General features: G+C 63.2%; 16 protein-coding genes. 4 read left to right on the top strand and 12 right to left on the bottom strand.

Annotated features, from left to right (window positions below):
- Positions 1-118: 118 nt before the first annotated feature.
- Complete coding sequence (locus tag QM716_RS07190) at positions 119-919, top strand: tyrosine-protein phosphatase (protein ID WP_283303522.1); 801 nt, start codon at positions 119-121, stop codon at positions 917-919.
- Here the strand turns inward: QM716_RS07190 and QM716_RS07195 are convergent, their stop codons facing one another.
- The 9 genes from QM716_RS07195 to QM716_RS07235 form a co-directional block, all read right to left on the bottom strand.
- A complete protein-coding gene (locus QM716_RS07195) occupies positions 920-1,282 on the bottom strand; it encodes a VanZ family protein (RefSeq protein ID WP_020969195.1) in 363 nt (120 codons plus the stop codon).
- Positions 1,279-1,629 carry a hypothetical protein gene (locus QM716_RS07200; RefSeq protein WP_283303524.1) on the bottom strand — a complete coding sequence of 117 codons (351 nt, stop codon included), beginning with the start codon at positions 1,627-1,629 and terminating at the stop codon, positions 1,279-1,281. Before QM716_RS07200 ends, QM716_RS07195 begins: the two co-directional genes overlap by 4 nt.
- Positions 1,629-2,054, bottom strand: a complete 426-nt coding sequence (locus QM716_RS07205; protein ID WP_283303526.1) for a DUF1707 SHOCT-like domain-containing protein — start codon at positions 2,052-2,054, stop codon at positions 1,629-1,631. Before QM716_RS07205 ends, QM716_RS07200 begins: the two co-directional genes overlap by 1 nt.
- Positions 2,055-2,130: 76 nt before the next feature.
- A complete protein-coding gene (locus QM716_RS07210; RefSeq protein WP_283303528.1) occupies positions 2,131-3,927 on the bottom strand; it encodes an acetyl/propionyl/methylcrotonyl-CoA carboxylase subunit alpha in 1,797 nt (598 codons plus the stop codon).
- 138 nt (positions 3,928-4,065) lie between these two features.
- Positions 4,066-5,466 (bottom strand): condensation domain-containing protein, encoded by a 1,401-nt coding sequence (locus tag QM716_RS07215; protein ID WP_283303530.1) that lies wholly within the window; start codon positions 5,464-5,466, stop codon positions 4,066-4,068.
- A gap of 4 nt (positions 5,467-5,470) precedes the next feature.
- Positions 5,471-5,887 carry a SufE family protein gene (locus tag QM716_RS07220; RefSeq protein ID WP_003940804.1) on the bottom strand — a complete coding sequence of 139 codons (417 nt, stop codon included), beginning with the start codon at positions 5,885-5,887 and terminating at the stop codon, positions 5,471-5,473.
- A complete protein-coding gene (locus QM716_RS07225) occupies positions 5,884-6,789 on the bottom strand; it encodes a sulfurtransferase (protein ID WP_283303532.1) in 906 nt (301 codons plus the stop codon). The genes QM716_RS07220 and QM716_RS07225 overlap by 4 nt, the downstream gene beginning before the upstream one ends.
- Positions 6,790-6,907: 118 nt before the next feature.
- Positions 6,908-8,371: a condensation domain-containing protein gene (locus tag QM716_RS07230; RefSeq protein ID WP_283303534.1), complete on the bottom strand. Its 1,464-nt coding sequence runs from the start codon at positions 8,369-8,371 to the stop codon at positions 6,908-6,910.
- Positions 8,371-9,864 carry a condensation domain-containing protein gene (locus QM716_RS07235; protein WP_283303536.1) on the bottom strand — a complete coding sequence of 498 codons (1,494 nt, stop codon included), beginning with the start codon at positions 9,862-9,864 and terminating at the stop codon, positions 8,371-8,373. Before QM716_RS07235 ends, QM716_RS07230 begins: the two co-directional genes overlap by 1 nt.
- A gap of 149 nt (positions 9,865-10,013) precedes the next feature.
- Between QM716_RS07235 and QM716_RS07240 the strand changes: the two genes are divergently transcribed.
- Positions 10,014-11,711 carry an MFS transporter gene (locus QM716_RS07240; protein WP_283303538.1) on the top strand — a complete coding sequence of 566 codons (1,698 nt, stop codon included), beginning with the start codon at positions 10,014-10,016 and terminating at the stop codon, positions 11,709-11,711.
- 61 nt (positions 11,712-11,772) lie between these two features.
- Positions 11,773-13,092, top strand: a complete 1,320-nt coding sequence (locus QM716_RS07245; protein WP_283303539.1) for an HNH endonuclease signature motif containing protein — start codon at positions 11,773-11,775, stop codon at positions 13,090-13,092.
- Positions 13,093-13,218: 126 nt separating this feature from the next.
- On the opposite strand, the gene QM716_RS07250 is transcribed toward QM716_RS07245, so the two are convergent.
- Genes QM716_RS07250 through QM716_RS07260 form a run of 3 tightly spaced genes read right to left on the bottom strand, consistent with a single transcriptional unit; the run spans position 13,219 to position 15,857 of the window.
- Positions 13,219-13,860 (bottom strand): Maf family protein, encoded by a 642-nt coding sequence (locus QM716_RS07250; protein WP_007731146.1) that lies wholly within the window; start codon positions 13,858-13,860, stop codon positions 13,219-13,221.
- Positions 13,861-13,878: 18 nt separating this feature from the next.
- On the bottom strand, positions 13,879-14,220 hold the full coding sequence (locus tag QM716_RS07255) for an acyl-CoA carboxylase epsilon subunit (protein ID WP_283303541.1): 342 nt from the start codon (positions 14,218-14,220) through the stop codon (positions 13,879-13,881).
- Positions 14,217-15,857, bottom strand: coding sequence for an acyl-CoA carboxylase subunit beta (locus QM716_RS07260; RefSeq protein ID WP_283303542.1), 1,641 nt, complete (start codon positions 15,855-15,857; stop codon positions 14,217-14,219). Before QM716_RS07260 ends, QM716_RS07255 begins: the two co-directional genes overlap by 4 nt.
- A gap of 115 nt (positions 15,858-15,972) precedes the next feature.
- Between QM716_RS07260 and QM716_RS07265 the strand changes: the two genes are divergently transcribed.
- Positions 15,973-16,827, top strand: coding sequence for a biotin--[acetyl-CoA-carboxylase] ligase (locus QM716_RS07265; protein WP_283303543.1), 855 nt, complete (start codon positions 15,973-15,975; stop codon positions 16,825-16,827).
- The last annotated feature ends 45 nt before the right edge of the window (positions 16,828-16,872 follow it).

A 16,872-nucleotide genomic window follows, 5' to 3' on the forward strand; every position in this document is an offset into this window, starting at 1 on the left:
AGGATTACTTGAGCATGTTACGGATCTGTAGCGCAGCAATTACGGGAGATGATGTGTCGCAATCTTTCTTTCTCCGGCTTTTGTCCGGCACTGTCTGACGCCCGATACATTCTCAGGTATGACCGACACTCCGAAGCTGTCTTCCGTCGTACCGTCCTTGGCGAACCTCCGCGACATCGGTGGCCCCGAATCGAGCTTCGGTGGCACCGTCCGCACCGGGAGCGTGTTTCGTTCCACCGACCTGGCATCGCTCAGCGCGGAGGGCGCACAGACCCTCGCCGATCTGGGAATCGTCACGATCTACGATCTGCGCACCGAATCCGAACGTGAGACGGCGCCGGACCTGACGCCGGACGGAATCCGGGAACTCGGCCTGGACGTATTGGCGGACAAGCAGTATCGCGCCATTCCGGCTCAGATGCAGCAGATGATCGCCGACCCGGCATTCGCTGCCGAAGCGTTGGGCAGCGGCCAGGCACTCGAATACTTCCAGGGAAGTTACCGCGATTTCGTGACCTTGCCGAGTGCGGTCGCGTCGTACCGGCAACTGTTCGTCGACTTGGCGCAGCCGTCCAGTTCGCCGGCACTCGTTCACTGCACCACGGGCAAGGATCGCACGGGTTGGGCAGCGGCCGCGTTACTGCTCTTCCTGGGTGCCTCCGAGGACGCAGTCTTCGCGGACTACCTCGAAACCAACAAGATCCTGTTGCCGATGTTCGCGCCACTCCTCGAACGATTCGAGGCGAAGGGTATCGATCCGACCCTGCTCGAAGGTGTCCTCGGTGTCAGGCGCGAGTACCTGGAGGCGTCGATGGCAGAGCTCGAGCAGGTCCACGGATCGATCGAGGCGTACTTCACCGACGGCCTGAAGATCGACGCTTCGACCCAGGACCAATTGCGAAGCAACCTGCTCAGCTGATCAGGACCTGCTCGGCTCGTCGTCGCGGGCTGTTCGACGCCGCATCACGAGGCTGACGATGCCGATTCCGATGGCAATGCCGAGCAAGTCGGCGGTGCCGTCCCAGATCGAACCCGAACGCGAAATGGGCAGCGCTGCTTGAAGAACCTCGGATGTCGCGGCAAAGATCACTAACCACACCGCCGTGAGCCACGCCGGGATCCGGGCGTGCAGCGAGGTGATCGCCAACACCGCGAACATCAACGTGTGGGTGATCTTGTCGGTGTTCTCCGGGCTCGACGGCACGGTGGAGCCCGGAGAGAACAGCATGATCAGAGCAATGACCACGGCTATCGCCAGCGGCCAGTATCGGTTGTTCTTCAATTCGTCTGCCCCTCGACCACAACGAGTCCGAGTGCACCTTCTGCAAACCTCGTGACGGCCTCGGCAGCTGTCGAGAGTGCCTCGGTGTGCCCGTCGCGGGCCCAGCCGGTGAGCAGAGCGGTGGAGTCGAGGGGCGTCAGAACGACCTCGGCGAGAAGCTCACCGGTGTTGGGTTGGCACACGGCCCAGGAGTAGACACTGTTTTCGTGCCACTGAGCGCTCCGCTGACTCACGTAATCGGGGTCGGTGATTCCGCCGTCGGCAAGCGCAGGGCGGTCGTCCACACGCTCGTCTGCACGCAATGCCCGCAGATACCAGCCGCCTGCGTTGATCTCGATCGGCTCCATCAGTCGGAGTCCCGCTCGCGGCGGCGCTTGGCTTTGCGCTCCCTGTCGGTGCCGAACAGCAGGGCGCCGGCAAGGGGAATGGCGAGGAACCACAACCAGGTACCGGTGACGAAGAACAGGATCACCGCGAGAATCGGGATGACGGCCATGACTCGTCCGGACCAGTCGGGGTTGAACCCTCGCTCTGCCGGTGCGTCGGGAGGCGTCACCATCGACAGGGGAGCGGTGCCGGGGGCTTGATAGTTGCCCGGTAGATCGGCGAACACCGGCACGAGTTCACTGCGAGTTGTTGCGGCACTGACGATTCCGCTTCTCTCGTCGAATTCCGTGACGGTGAGGCGCCCTGCAGCGAAGTGCTCGCTCAGGAGATCGAGTGCCTGCTCGCGTTCTGCAGTGCCGATGCGAATGTCGGGGACGTCAGCCATCGTTACAGCCTACTCAAACGACTGTGCGCCTTTCCGGTAGTGGGGACTACCGAAAAGGCGCACAGGGGCTTCGCCCCTACTTCAGTTCTGCGAGAACCGTTCCCTGCGTGATTGCTGCACCCGGCTCGACAGACAGTCCGGTGACGACACCGGCCTTGTGCGCGTTGACGGGGTTTTCCATCTTCATGGCTTCGAGAACCGCGATCAGATCGCCTTCGGCGACTTCCTGGCCTTCGGTCACTGCGACCTTGACGACTGTGCCCTGCATCGGAGCGGTGACAGCGTCACCCGATGCTGCACCTCCGCCGGCGCCGCCGCGCTTGCGCGCCTTCGGCTTCTTGCGGATCGCACCGGAGGCTGCGCCGCCGCCGTTGCCGAGCGAGAACTGGCCCGGGAGAGAAACCTCGACGCGACGTCCACCGACCTCGACGACGACGTTCTGACGCGGCAGAGCCTCGTCCTCGTCGTCGGCCGGGGCACCGGAACCGACGTACGGCTCGATGGTGTTTTCCCAGTCGGTTTCGATCCACTTGGTGTAGATGTCGAACTTCTCGCCGTCACCGACGAATGCCGGGTTCTCGACGATGTGGCGGTGGAACGGGAGGACGGTCGCGAGGCCGTCGATCTCGAACTCGGCCAGGGCGCGCGATGCCCGCTGGAGGGCTTCTTCGCGGGTGGCTCCGGTGACGATGAGCTTGGCGAGCATGGAGTCGAACTGTCCGCCGATGACGTCGCCGGCGACAACCCCGGAATCGACGCGAACGCCGGGGCCTGTGGGCTCACGGTAGACGGAGACCGGGCCGGGGGCCGGCATGAAGCCGCGGCCGGCGTCTTCACCGTTGATGCGGAACTCGAAGGAGTGTCCACGCGGGGTGGGATCTTCCTTGATGGAGAGTTCTTCGCCGTTGGCGATGAGGAACTGCTGACGCACGAGGTCGATGCCCGCGGTCTCTTCCGTGACGGGGTGCTCGACCTGCAGGCGGGTGTTGACCTCGAGGAAGGAAATGGTGTCGCCCTGAACCAGGTACTCGACCGTTCCGGCGCCGTAGTAGCCGGCTTCCTTGCAGATGGCCTTCGCGGACGCATGGATGCGTGCACGCTGGTCGTCCGTCAGGAAGGGGGCGGGAGCCTCTTCGACGAGCTTCTGGAAGCGACGCTGCAGCGAGCAGTCGCGGGTACCGGCGACGACGACGTTGCCGTGCTGGTCGGCGATGACCTGAGCCTCGACGTGGCGGGCCTTGTCGAGGTACTGCTCGACGAAGCACTCGCCGCGACCGAAGGCTGCGATGGCCTCACGGGTTGCCGACTCGAACAGCTCGGGGATTTCCTCGATGGTCTGCGCGACCTTCATGCCGCGTCCACCGCCGCCGAAAGCAGCCTTGATCGCAACCGGTACGCCGTATTCCTTGGCGAATGCGACGACCTCGTCGGCGCCCTTGACGGGATCCTTGGTGCCGGCGGCCATCGGTGCCTTCGCGCGCTCCGCGATGTGGCGAGCGGTGACCTTGTCGCCGAGGTCGCGGATGGACTGCGGCGAGGGACCGATCCAGATCAGGTTCGCGTCGATGACAGCCTGGGCGAAGTCGGCGTTCTCGGAGAGGAAACCGTAGCCGGGGTGGATGGCGTCGGCGCCGGACTTCTTGGCTGCGTCGAGGATCTTGTCGAACACGAGGTAGGACTCTGCGGACGTCTGTCCACCGAGGGCAAATGCCTCGTCTGCGAGCTTCACGAACTGCGCTTCTGCATCGGGCTCGGCATAGACGGCAACGCTGCCGTAGCCGGCATCCTTGGCCGCCCGGATGACCCGTACCGCGATTTCACCGCGGTTCGCGACAAGCACCTTCGTAATGTGCGCGCTGGCATGACTGGGCACTGAGCCTCCTGTGGTTCGCATAGTCTGTCTCCGCGGTGTATTCCTCTGGGATTTCACCATCGGGGGATTGGCATCACTTCGGAGTGTATGCATCGCTTCGGCGCTGGTTGTAACCGGATCGCTAAAGCCCACTCCGGCTTAGGAAACGGTTTCGAAAACTACCGACGAGTAGCTGTCGGAGGTATCTGCGTCCGGTTCGGTGACGATTTCTTCGACGGTCCGGCGCAGTGCGGCCACGTAGGCGTGGACCGCTGCATTCGCCGTCTCGTTGCCTGGGTACCTGACTGCGAGGTTGAGGCCCTGGGGTGTGCGGTTGATCCAGATGTAGACGTCGTGCGTGTATGCCTTGCTTCGGAGCGCTCTAGCGTTCCATTCGGGCCATTGAGCTGCCTCGGGTACAAAGCGAACGTCCATGTAGGACACCACGAATCGCGGTCGGATGGGCGTTCCGAGGTGTTCGCCGATCCGATCGAACGGGACAGCGGCGGCTGGCTTGACCGAAGCGATCGAGTCGGCGGCGCGCTTCGCGAGGTCGCCGAACGAACAGTCCGATCCGACCATGAACTCGACCGGGCACAGTCCGACGAACCAACCGAGAGCACCCGCCCATTCCTGGGCGCTACGGGTGTGAACCGGAGTCACGACCTCGAATCGATCGGCTGCCGCGACTTCGCGACCGACAGCGGCAAGACCGCCGAGCAGTCCGGCGAAATACCCCACGCCTGAGGCTGCGCACGTAGAACTGAAGGCCTTGGACTGGTCAGCGTCGAGAAGCCAGGTCGACAAGCCGTTCTGAGATTCGTTTCCACGTTCACCGATCGGTAGCGGGAACTGGGGTAACCCGTCACTGCCGAGCGCGCCGCGCCAGATCTCGACGGCAGCCTTTTCGGCCTCCATATCGGCCATATGCTCGCGCTCGACGGCACCGAAATCGACGTAGCTGCCCACGGGAAACAGATTCGCCGCACTGCCGGTCGCCGCCTCGCGGTACAGCGCTGCGATCTCGTGAGCGACGAGCACGATGGAGAAACCGTCGATGATCGAATGGTCCGCCGCGAAGAACACGGTGAACGGGCCGTCGCCGCCTCGCGGCGTCAACGTCGCGAAGACGTACGACGGCCAGCTGTGCGGCGACGCGTAGTCGTCGAACAGGCGGTGAAGGTGATCGAAGTTGTCCTGGCTGGACGCGTCGTAGCCGTGGCTGACGACTCCGATGTCGATGCCGCCGAGCGGGACCGTGTGCCGGGTGATCTCGCCGCTCGAAGGCTCGAGAACGGTATGCGAGCGCAGAACTTCGTGACGATCGATCCAGCGACCGAGAGCAACTCGGAACGCATCGACGTCGAGCGGGCCAGAAATCTCGAAAGCTGTTCCCAGCCAAGACTTGTCGCCTGCGCCGGCAGCGGAACGGTTGAGATGTGCCTCGTGAATGTAGGAGACGGGCCGCGGATCCGGAACCCAGGGCCCGGTTGCGCACGGCAACCATTCGACGAGTGCGCCGGCCGGAATCGCATAGTCGGCCAGTTCGGTGAACTCCATGTTTTCAGCCCCGCAAGTGCCGCTTGATGCGCGCGAGCATGGCCGACATTCCGCGCAGACGGAGCGGGCTCACAGCTTCTGCGAGACCGAGCGCCGAATAGAAGTCGTCGGGTACACCGAGAATCTCGTCGGCGCTGTGGCCGTCGAGCCCCTGCGCGAGGATCGATGCGAAACCACGCGTCGTGGGAGCCTCGGGGGGAGCGCTGAAGTACAGACGGACGTTGTCGCGGTCCGAATCGTCGACCGAGAGGAACAGCGGTGACTGGCATTCGGGGACCGGCTCCATCGCGCTCTGCTCGAGCTCCGCCGGCAACGGCGGTAGCTCTCGGCTGAACTCGAGGAGAAGGGTGAGCTTGTCCGAGGCGCCGACGGCTGCGAAGTCGTCGACGATCTCGGCCAGAGCCGAAGGTAGAGCGCTCATGACACCGATACGGAGGAAGGAACGGCGCCGGGCTCTTCGCCCTGGACGATCGGGACGCGCACGGCATTGCCCCACTCGGTCCAGGAACCGTCGTAGTTGCGAACGTTCGGGTAGCCGAGAAGGTGGGTCAACACGAACCAGGTGTGGCTGGAACGCTCACCGATGCGGCAGTACGCGACGATGTTGTCGTCGGCCGACAGGCCGCCGTAGATCTCGCTGAGTTCGGTGCGGGTGCGGAAGCGGCTGTCCGGTGCCGCTGCCTTCGCCCACGGGATGCTGAGAGCGCTGGGAATGTGTCCACCGCGCAACGCACCCTCTTCGGGGTAGTCGGGCATGTGAGTGCGCTCGCCGGTGTACTCCTGCGGAGATCGCACGTCGATGAGCGGCCCGTCGCCCAAGTGTGCGAGAACGTCGTCCTTGAATGCGCGGATGGGAGCGTCGTTGCGCTCGACGACCGGGTAATCGGTGGACGTGGTCTCGGGAACGTCGAAAGCGGTGTCACGGTTCTCGGCGATCCACGCATCGCGGCCACCGTCGAGGAGACGGACGTCCTCGTGGCCGAACAGTGTGAAGACCCACAGTGCGTAGGCGGCCCACCAGTTGCTCTTGTCGCCGTAGATGACCACGGTGTCGTCGCGGCTGACGCCCTTGCGGTTCATCAACTCCGCGAACTTCGCACCGTCGATGTAATCGCGGGTGACCGGATCGTTGAGGTCGAGGTGCCAGTCGATCTTCACGGCGCCGGGGATGTGGCCGACGTCGTACAACAACACGTCTTCATCGGATTCGACGACCTTGAGGCCCGGCGCACCGAGATTCGCCGAGAGCCATTCCGTCGAGACCAACCGGTCGGGATGCGCGAACTCGGCAAACGCGGTTGAGGGATCGGGGGCAACGGGCACGGGCGTACTCCTGAAGACGAATCGTTCGGTTCGAACACGGACTTGATCGATTCTATGCGCTGTGCGCAAGGTGAGACGCCCGGAAGCAGGTTCTGCCTGCTCGTACCCGTTGCCGAGACTAAATTCTCGGTGTTCCTGCTCCGACGCTCGAATCTCTCAATTGTTCGGTGACACTTCCGATCGGCGTCACGCCCCGGGCGCAGACCTCTCTGAGAATTCGGTCGAGCTCGGTGAGGAAATTCACCATGGTTTCGTTTGCGGTGTCGGTGTCCGGGAAGCGAGAGCGCAGCGACAGGCCACGGTTCGTCCGCGAAATCCAGAACTGGGCATCGTCGGCGACTGTCACATTGCTGATGTGATGAGCGTTGAGGAGGTCGTGATCGTCGGTGCCGGGCAGTTTGCGGTAATCGATGTACGACACCATGAAAACGTCGGTGCGTGTGCGTCGAATCTTGTCGCCCAAAGCATCTCGAACCTGAGCCATGGTGACGCCCTCGAGTGTCAACGCAACTCGGAACGACGCGTGCGTATGTGCAAGTGATGCACCGAAGTCCGCATCGGGAGTGATCTGCACCGTGATCGGCGCACTCGTGGTGAGCCAACCGATCGCGTCGGCCCATCGCGGATCTTTGCGGATGTGAAGCGGAAATTGCAGCGGAAGCGTCGACTGTCCGGTGTGTGAGTGAACGGAAAGGCCCATCGCAGTGAGGATTCCGGTGAACACGCTACCGCCGGCGGAAAGGCAGATCTCGTCGAACGTCGCCGTCAGTTCCTCGTCGAGCAGCACGCGCACATCGGCGCCCTGCGGGGCGGGCTTTCCTCCCTCGACGCCGAGATCCAAGGGGAAACTCGGCGATGTACCACCGCAGATCTCGTAGAACCTGGCCCACTCGCGGATTCGGGGGTCGTTGTCCACGGGAAGCAGAGCGTCGGCCTCCAATTCGCAGTACCGCACGAAACTTCCCGGGTCACCCAGTCGGTCCATCACTGCGTCGACGGCCTCGCGGTCGCTGAGTTCGGGGAGGACGATCAGTCCCTCGTAGATCTGTCGAAGTTCCCCGAGGGCGATGACCAACGAATAGCCGTCGACGAGTGTGTGATCGAACGCGCTCAGGACCGTGTAGTGCTCTTCGCGTTCGACCGTGGCAAACGTGTAGGCGGGGAAGGTCAGTGGATCGCACACCGTCGTGAATCGCTTCTTGAGGTGCGCTCGGAGGTCCTCGGTGGAATCGAATTTCAGAGGTTCCGAGGTCTCGATGTGTGTGCCGTCGGGGTCGAGTCCCATTCGGGTGGTGGTGAACTTGCCCACCTCGAATCCCGTGTGCAGCGTGTCATGGCGACTGATGAACAGGCGCAGCCCGAGATCGAGTGCCGGCCGATTCAGTTCGCCGGGAAGGTCGAATGCGGCTGCCATCCACACGCTCCGGCCCATGCCGTGTGTTCGCGCAGTTTCGAGATGAAAATGCTGGTTGTACGACGGTGGTACTTTCGACTCCGTGACGGCGCCGTCAGCGGGTTGAAGCGACCATTCGGTGACGATTCCGGGCTCGAGTCCGTATCGATCGATCGAGGTGACATGCATCAGGACACTCCCTCTGGTGCAGAGAACGAGTAGTCGCCCTGAGCTGCAACAGTTTTGATGATATTGGAGACGTGCTCGGCGAAGCGGTCGGCCGACTCGTGGGCAATGGGGGTGTCGGGGTGTGACACTGCGATCCACGTGCCGGTGTGCATCCGGTTGATCCACATCGACGCGATCTGAGTCTCTTTGCCGCCGACGATTCCCGTTGCCTTCGTCTCGGCGTAACTGTATGGATCCGGCATGCGTCGACCGTCGATGTACGAGACGATCGGCGGCGGGGTGAGGGTCTTCGACAGTCCGCCGGGAGCGGAATCCGAGTCGGCCAAGCTCGACAGAACCAGGTCGATGACTTGCTGCACAGAGACATCCAGCAGTGCCTTGCCGTCGTGGTAACCCTGCTGCCCGACTTTCGCCAACTCGGTGAAACGTCGTTTGTCGTCGACGTCGATGCCGACGGGGATCAGATTGATGTACCAACCCTGCGCAAACGAGTCTGCCTCGGTTCGCGTGCTGACCGGCGAGAGTGCGATGTACTTGTCGCGCCCGGCCAGTTCGAATTCCGCGATCGCGAGGGCGGCGAATATCCCACCGATGAAGTTGGCGCCGTTGGCTTTACAGATCGCACCGAATTTTTCGCACTCGGTGTCGTCGGCCAAGTCGAAGCGTGAACCGATAGCCGGTTTGGGGGCGTCGTCGGCGCCGAGCGGGAGGGGAAATCCGGGGAATGAGCCGCCGCTGCGCATCAGGTAGCCGAGCCACTGATGCACTGCGGGTGACTGCATCGTCAGCTCGGTTGTTCGCGCGCGCTCGACACGACCGAACTGTGCGTAACTTCCTGACGGCCCCAGCTCGGGATGTGACCCGGTCGTTTCCGCTGCGTACAGCTGACGCAATTCTGCGTACATCAGCACCATCGAGTTCATGTCCGAATGAGCATGGTCGACGGCGTGAAACAGGGTGAAACTCGGCTCGGCTTCCGTGTCGGTGTGATCGTGCTCGACGGCGCCGAAAACGAATGCCGGCCACTGCAGCGCGCTGGTTTCCGTGGCGAACTTGGTGGCGACGAGCGCGCGGATCGCCTCGGATTCGGAGACGTCGTCGCCGATGCGGTACTCGAGCTCGATGCTCTCGACCGGCACGACGTGGCGACGGACCTCGAACGAGGTGTCCGCTGCGTCGGTGGTGGCCTCGTCGAAGGAGAACCAGCTGTGCAGCGTGTCGTGGCGACGGACGTAGCGCTGCAGGGCTCGCGTCATGGCGTCGCGGTCGAGGGTTCCGGCGAAATCGAAGGCGATACCGATCCACGGAGACTGAGGATCGCCCTTCTCCGCGGTGACGCGGGCACGTCGCAGGTGGCGATCCTGCATCGTGGTCGGGGGTAGTTCTCGGTCGATCTCAGCTTCGGCGGCTCGCTGAGCGGAAGCATGCGTGACGCCCCATTCGATTACCCGTCCAGGAAGCGGGTGCCAATGGGTGATCAAGTTCAGATCCATCGAGTAGAACTCCTGCGTGTGTCGTCGAGAAGCCTGCTCTGAAAATGGGCAGACGACGAACTATCCCATCTGCGGGACTGAATTGTCCGAAATACTACAATCTAAACAGGAACAGGTTCTAGAAGGGTCGTGTCGTTTAGGATCATTCGATGCTTCCGGACCCTTTAGGTGACGCTGTCGGCGCCGACCACAAGGGCGGACGGCGATCCACTTCTCTGACACCCTGGCTCGGTTTGGCCACGAGTCTGGCGGCCGCGTTCATGCAGCTGCTCGACGCGACCATCGTCAACGTCGCGCTTCCGAGCATCGCCGTCGATCTTCGAGCCGGCGTCTCAGCGCAGTTGCTCATGGTCAGCGTGTACATCCTGGCCTTCGCGTGTTCATTGATCACCGCGGCCCGACTGGGGGACCTGTTCGGTCGCAGAGTTGTATTTCTGACGGCCCTGTCCGTATTCGTCGCGGCCTCGTTGCTGTGCGGGCTCGCTCAGAGTGCGACGATGTTGATCGTCTTCCGCGGCCTGCAAGGGCTGGCGGCAGGTTCGATGTCCGCGCAGACATTTGCCATCATCTCGGGTCTGTTCCCGAAGGCGAGGCATCCGCGGGTGTTCGGGATCTACGGCGCGACGATAGGCCTGGCAACGGTCAGTGGACCCCTGGTCGGCGGGCTGCTCATCGAATGGAATCTCTTCGACTGGGGTTGGCGCCTGATCTTTTTTGTCAACGTCCCCATCGGTATCGCCGCCTTGATCCTGGGGTTCTTCCATCTCGTCGATGCTCGCGCGGAGCATGTGCGCTCGCTTGACCTCATCGGCGCTGCGCTGTCGTCGCTGGCGCTGTTCTTGCTGATCCTTCCCCTGGCCGAGGGGAGGGCGCGTGGATGGCCCGCAGAGCTGGTGGTAATGCTCGCGATGTCTGTGCCGGTGGCATTGGCCTTTGTGCTCTACGAATCGCGTCTGGGGAAACGAGGCGGCGATCCTGTCCTTCGTCTCGAGCTTTTCCGCGACCGAGCCTTTGCCATCGGTGCGATTCTTGCGTTCGTATTTTTCGGGACCTTGACTTCGCTGATCTTCACCATCAGCCTGACGCTGCAGTTCGGATTCGGATTCTCCGCGCTGAGAGCCGGCGTGATGACGCTGCCGTGGGCCGTCGGTATGGGTGTGGCGGCGGTTCTCTCATCGGCGGTGTACCGGATGCTCGGAAACCGTGTCCTGATTCTGGGGATGGTGGTTTTTGCCGGCTCGCTGATCGCGTTGTCCGTCATCCTCGAACACGAGGGAACTGATCCACGCTGGCTAGCGCTTGCCGGGCCACTGCTTCTCGGAGGCGCTGGGCTGGGACTGTTCGTGGCACCTCTGCAAACCGCGATCCTCGCGACGGTCGAGCCCGCGCACGCAGGTTCGGTGTCCGGGCTTCTCCCGACCGTTCAGCAAGTCGGTAGCTCCATCGGACTGGCATTGATCGGCGTGGTGTTCTTCTCGCTCGTGGCAGGGCAGGCGCCGCAAGCGGTGCAGGGGGAGCGGCCTGAATACGTTGAGCAACTCGAAGCGGCCGACGTGAGCCCTGGCCTCGTCGACATCGCAGAAAAGGCCTTTGTCGATTGTGCGACAAGTCAATTGACATCCGGAACGCCGATGGAGGTGGCGCCGGAATGTCGCCGCGACGGCTCCGCTGGTGCCGGGGGTCAATCCGTTCAGGTGGCAGTTGATGCCGCGTACGCATCCACTCGGGCCGCTGCCGGCGAAGCATTTCTCGAAGCTCAGCGCCGTGTACTCGCGATCATCGCAGCAATTGCGCTCGGCATCGGATTGGCCTCGACTGCCCTTCCTCGGGTCAATTCGTCAGTCTGAGAATTGCCATTGACTCGAACGTGTGTTCGAGTATTATTAGGGGTGGGGATCGGGGGATTCAATGAGTGTTCTGTTGTCGGACGTGGTGTCGGGTTCTGCGGCCGGGTTGCGCGGACGTCTGTGGCGGTTGTCTGCTGCTGAGTTGCGTGCGGCTGCGGTGTCGGCGAGTGCGGAGATTCTGCGTCTGGAAGCGGTGCGGGTGGCGGTGGTGGACGAACTGTCGATGCGCCCGGATGATCAGGTAGTCGCGTGCCGCGGTGTCGGTTCGTGGTTGGCAGGCAACACGATGCTGCAGGTTCGGGACGGGAAGAAGATCGCCGCCCTCGGTGCGGCGCTGCGGCCGTTTCCGGCGGTGGCAGCGAGATTTGATTGCGGGGATTGCTCGTTCGATCACGCTGTGCTGATCGTCTCGTTTTGCGAATCCCCGCCGAAGGGGATGCCGGAGGAGGCGTTACCGCGCTGTATCGACTTGTTGCTTGCTGCTGCGTCGGGGGTGGAGGCGACGACGACGAAGGTGCGGCATGTGATCGCGACGTTGGAGCGAGTGTTCGAATCCGATGAGATTCCGCCCGCCGAAGACGTCGACCGGAACGAGCTCCGTATCGCGTCGACGCTCAATGGCCGGGTGGTGGTGCGCGGGGATTTCGATGCTCTCACCGGCGAAATGTTGCTCTCGGCGTTGTCGAATTTGACGATGCCGACCCCGGCGGCGGATGGAACCCCCGATGCACGGTCGGCGGCGAAGCGGACGGCGGACGGGTTCACCGAACTGATCCGCCGCTATCTGGATTGCGCGAAGACCGGTACCGACGGTGGGCAGCGTCCGCACGTGAACGTGCACATCAACGCCCGGGACCTTGCTGAGCATCGGGACTGCGCCGCTTCTACTGCTGCTGATGTGGACGACGAAGGCTCACTTGATCTGGACGTGTCGGATCTCGATGTCGGGCATATGCCGTGGTTGGGGCCGCTGTCGGTCTCGCAGACGAGGTTGTGGGGGTGTGACTGTTTCCTCTCGACCGTCCTACTCGACGATCACGGCGCACCGCTCGATGCGAAACCCGGAAAACGGTTGGTCACCGCCGAACAACGTGTCGCGTTGATCGCCCGCGACAAGGGCTGCGCGTTCCCCGGGTGTACGTGTGTGCCGGCGTGGACGGATGCGCACCATATTCGGCACTGGGCGAACGGTGGTCCGACGGTGATGACCAACCTGGTCCTGCTGTGCCGTTCGCATCACCGGTTGATGCACCGCACATCCGGGTTCGCCGGGAAATGGGCGATCCGGATCGGCGTCGACAACAAACCGTGGTTCATCCCGCCGCCCTCGATCGACCCGCAGCAGCACCCGCGACCGGCGAACACCACATTCAAAACCTGAAGGCGCAAACCTCCGCGGGGACAACAGAAACGACCAGCTTCGCATCAGCATGGACTCGATGGGGGGCTGGTCGTCGTGCTGGAGAAATGTTCGGTGCTTGGAGAAGTCGTGCTTGGAGAAAACGCGTCAGAAGATGCTCTGCGTGCGCCAGAGATCCGAGACGGAAACCCCAACGCGCTCGAGAAGTGTTCGCACCAAAGGTAATCCGATGCCGATGACACTCGAGGGATCACCCTCGATCCTCTCCACGAACCAGCCGCCGAGACTGTCGAGGGTGAAGGCTCCGGCAACTTGGAGTGGTTCTCCGGTTGCCAGGTATGCCTCGAGATCCTCGGTGGAAGGTTGTGCAAAATGAACGACCGTTGCGCTGTGATCTGAAGCCATGCGAACGATGCGGCCGTCGGCCACGCGCAGGACACAGTGCCCGGTCAAGAGGGTGGCGCTGCGACCGGCCATTGCCGCCCATCGCTTGCGGGCGATATCGACGCTGCCCGGCTTACCTTGAAGCTGCCCGTCGATCAGGAGCATCGAATCGCACCCGACTACCACGACGTCGGTGAGATTGTCTGCGGCGAGGCCGGGGACGATTTCGGCGGCCTTGGCTTCGGCCAACACCGTCACGACTTTTTCGGGAGCCGCGTCCGGACCGAGGTTGTCGGCAATCTTGTCCTCGTCGACACCGGAGACACGGACAAGCGGCGAAACCCCGGCCGCCCGCAGAACTGCGAGGCGAGCCGGGGACGCTGAAGCTAGAACCAGTTGAGTCACGTCAGCAGATACTGATTGTCAGCTGCGACGGATCGCGGGGTTCAGGTACGCGTACGGCGAGAACGGCGCACGCGTGCGGTGGAACTGAGTCGGGTCGCCCCACGTCTCCGCGGGAATGTTGGACTCGGGAGCCTGACCGCTGCCGGCAGCCGCAGCGAGCACACTGACCAGTGCCGCAATCTCGACGTCCGTGGGCGAACCCTTGACGATCTTGATGACCGACGCGTCGGATGTCGACGTCTCGGTCAGCTCGGTGAGCGCGGCGTCCGTCGTGCTTCCCTCGACGACCGCACCGTTGGTCGGTGCAGTCTCCGCCAGTGCGACATCTTCGCTGAGAATGTCCTCGGTGGTTGCGGTCATAGGGGAATGTTCCCATGCTTCTTGGGCGGAAGGGAAACGGCCTTGCGCTCGAGCAGTCGCAATGCGGAGACGATTTGTCCGCGGGTGTGCGAGGGAGGAATGACTGCGTCGACGTATCCGCGCTCAGCGGCGACGTACGGGTTGACGAGTGTGTCCTCGTACTCGTTCTGCAGCTTGAGGCGCAGCGCATCGACGTCTTCGCCGTTCTTGGCGGCTTCGAGAAGCTGCTTGCGGTAGACGAATCCGACTGCTCCGGATGCACCCATGACGGCGATCTGAGCGGTGGGCCATGCCAGGTTGACATCGGCGCCCATGTGCTTGGAGCCCATGACGTCGTACGCTCCGCCGTAAGCCTTGCGGGTGATGACCGTGATCTTGCCGACCGTTGCTTCGCCGTACGCGTAGAGGAGCTTCGCGCCGCGGCGGATGATGCCGTTGTATTCCTGCTCGGTGCCAGGGAGGAAGCCGGGAACGTCGACGAGGGTGATGATCGGGACGTTGAACGCGTCGCAGGTGCGCACGAAGCGAGCGGCCTTCTCGGAGGCGTCGATGTCGAGGCAGCCGGCGAACTGGGTGGGCTGGTTGGCGACGATGCCGACCGAGCGTCCGTCGACGCGACCGAAACCGACGATGATGTTCATCGCGCGCTCGGCCTGGACCTCGAGGAACTCGTCGTCGTCGAGGATACGACGGATGACCTCGTGCATGTCGTACGGCTGGTTGGCCGAATCCGGGATGAGGGTGTCGAGTTCGATGTCCTCGGCGGTCAGGTTGTCTTCGATCGAACCGACGATCGGGTCGGTGATCTCGCCGCGGGGTGCTGCTGCCTGGTTGTTGGACGGCAGGTAGCTGAGCAGGTCCTTGACGTAGTCGAGTGCGTCCTGCTCGCCGGAAGCGACGTAGTGGGCGACACCGGACTTGACCATGTGGGTGCGAGCACCGCCGAGGTCTTCCATCGTGACGTCTTCACCGGTGACCGTCTTGATGACGTCGGGGCCGGTGACGAACATCTGGGAGGTCTCGTCGACCATGACGACGAAGTCGGTCAGCGCGGGGGAGTACACGTGGCCGCCGGCGGCGGGTCCCATGATCAGTGAGATCTGGGGGATGACACCCGAGGCCTGGACGTTGCGGTGGAAGATCTCGCCGTAGAGGCCGAGCGAGACGACACCTTCCTGGATGCGCGCGCCTGCACCTTCGTTGATGCCGACGAGGGGGCGACCGGTGCGGATCGCGAGGTCCATGACCTTGACGATCTTCTCACCGTAGATTTCGCCGAGCGATCCGCCGAAGACAGTGGCGTCCTGCGAGAAGACGCAGACGTCGCGGCCGTCGATGGTGCCGTAACCGGTGACGACGCCGTCGCCGACCGGGCGGTTGTCTGCGAGACCGAAGTTCACACTTCGGTGCCGTGCCAGTGCGTCGAGTTCGACGAAGGAACCCTCGTCGAGGAGGGCGGTGATGCGCTCGCGGGCGGTCAGCTTGCCTTTGGCGTGCACCTTGTCGATGGCGGCTTCGCCGCTCGGTGCCTGCGCCTGGGCTTGGCGATTCCGCAGGTCCGCGAGCTTTCCCGCGGTCGTGTGGATATCGGGTGCGGCCGCCGCCTCCGGCGCGTTCGGCTCTTGGACAGTGGTCATGGACGTGAGCTTAACGAGAGTGTGTGGGGGGCTTCGAAGGCAGGTCCGATTGTCGCGGTTTCGTGGGCTCAAGCTACTGACCAGTACATTCTCGTCGTCGTCATAGGCTGGGGCTATGTGGACCGACTTGAACCGACCGCCCCTCGACGGCAATGCCCTACGCCGCGCACTCGTGCGCAGTGACAACGACGACGCGCGCGTTTTCTGGAACCGCCTCGACGTTGTCGAGGAGACCGGTTCGACGAACGCGGATCTCCTTGCGCGAGCGGCAGATCCGGATGCCGACCGTCATGTTCTGATCGCCGAATATCAGGCGAGTGCGCGCGGCCGTCATTCGCGCACTTGGGTGAGTCCGCCGCAAGCGCAGATCTCGATGTCGGTTTTGTTGTCGATGCCCGGCATGAATCTCGCAGACATGGGCTGGCTGCCGCTGCTGTCGGGAATCGCGGTCGTCGACGCCCTGCGCAACGTGGCCGAGGTGCCCGCAGAACTCAAGTGGCCGAACGACGTTCTCATCGGTGACAAGAAGGTGGCCGGAATTCTGGCCGAGGTGGCAAGGACAGCGCCCGATCCCGCGGTGGTGGTGGGCATCGGGCTGAACGTGAGCTTGGGTGTCGAGGAACTGCCCGTCCCGACCGCCACATCGCTCCTGATCGAAGAAGCATCGACCGTCGACCGTGACACCCTCGTTCGAGCACTCGCCCGCGAGTTGGCGACTCAATTCCGTGCTTGGGAATCATCGAAATGGGATACATCTGTGTTGGCTGCCGAGTACCGGCAGCGCTGCGGGACGCTGGGTAAACGAGTCCGCGCGGTTTTGCCGGGCGACAAGGAGGTGTTCGGTATCGCGACCGACGTCGACACTTCCGGGCGCGTCGTCATCGAAATCGAGGGAACAGAAGGAGAGACCTTTGCGGTCGCAGCGGGTGACATCACACACCTTCGGGCCGCACCAGTAACCGAATCGTGAGCCTTGCCGGATTTTCTGGCACCAAAGTGCTAATTTTTGGCCCGG

This window comes from Rhodococcus sp. IEGM 1409, from assembly GCF_030056735.1.
In the GTDB taxonomy this organism is placed as follows: Bacteria; Actinomycetota; Actinomycetes; order Mycobacteriales; family Mycobacteriaceae; genus Rhodococcus_F.

What these genes read in the sequence shown, in the direction of transcription:
- QM716_RS07215 (WP_283303530.1), bottom strand. Translation starts at nt 5,466, where the DNA reads ATGGAGTTCACCGAACTGGCCGACTATGCGATTCCGGCCGGCGCACTC.
- QM716_RS07230 (WP_283303534.1), bottom strand. Translation starts at nt 8,371, where the DNA reads ATGCATGTCACCTCGATCGATCGATACGGACTCGAGCCCGGAATCGTC.
- QM716_RS07265 (WP_283303543.1), top strand. Translation starts at nt 15,973, where the DNA reads ATGTGGACCGACTTGAACCGACCGCCCCTCGACGGCAATGCCCTACGC.
- QM716_RS07240 (WP_283303538.1), top strand. Translation starts at nt 10,014, where the DNA reads ATGCTTCCGGACCCTTTAGGTGACGCTGTCGGCGCCGACCACAAGGGC.
- QM716_RS07200 (WP_283303524.1), bottom strand. Translation starts at nt 1,629, where the DNA reads ATGGAGCCGATCGAGATCAACGCAGGCGGCTGGTATCTGCGGGCATTG.
- QM716_RS07260 (WP_283303542.1), bottom strand. Translation starts at nt 15,857, where the DNA reads ATGACCACTGTCCAAGAGCCGAACGCGCCGGAGGCGGCGGCCGCACCC.
- QM716_RS07245 (WP_283303539.1), top strand. Translation starts at nt 11,773, where the DNA reads ATGAGTGTTCTGTTGTCGGACGTGGTGTCGGGTTCTGCGGCCGGGTTG.
- QM716_RS07205 (WP_283303526.1), bottom strand. Translation starts at nt 2,054, where the DNA reads ATGGCTGACGTCCCCGACATTCGCATCGGCACTGCAGAACGCGAGCAG.
- QM716_RS07220 (WP_003940804.1), bottom strand. Translation starts at nt 5,887, where the DNA reads ATGAGCGCTCTACCTTCGGCTCTGGCCGAGATCGTCGACGACTTCGCA.
- QM716_RS07255 (WP_283303541.1), bottom strand. Translation starts at nt 14,220, where the DNA reads ATGACCGCAACCACCGAGGACATTCTCAGCGAAGATGTCGCACTGGCG.
- QM716_RS07235 (WP_283303536.1), bottom strand. Translation starts at nt 9,864, where the DNA reads ATGGATCTGAACTTGATCACCCATTGGCACCCGCTTCCTGGACGGGTA.
- QM716_RS07190 (WP_283303522.1), top strand. Translation starts at nt 119, where the DNA reads ATGACCGACACTCCGAAGCTGTCTTCCGTCGTACCGTCCTTGGCGAAC.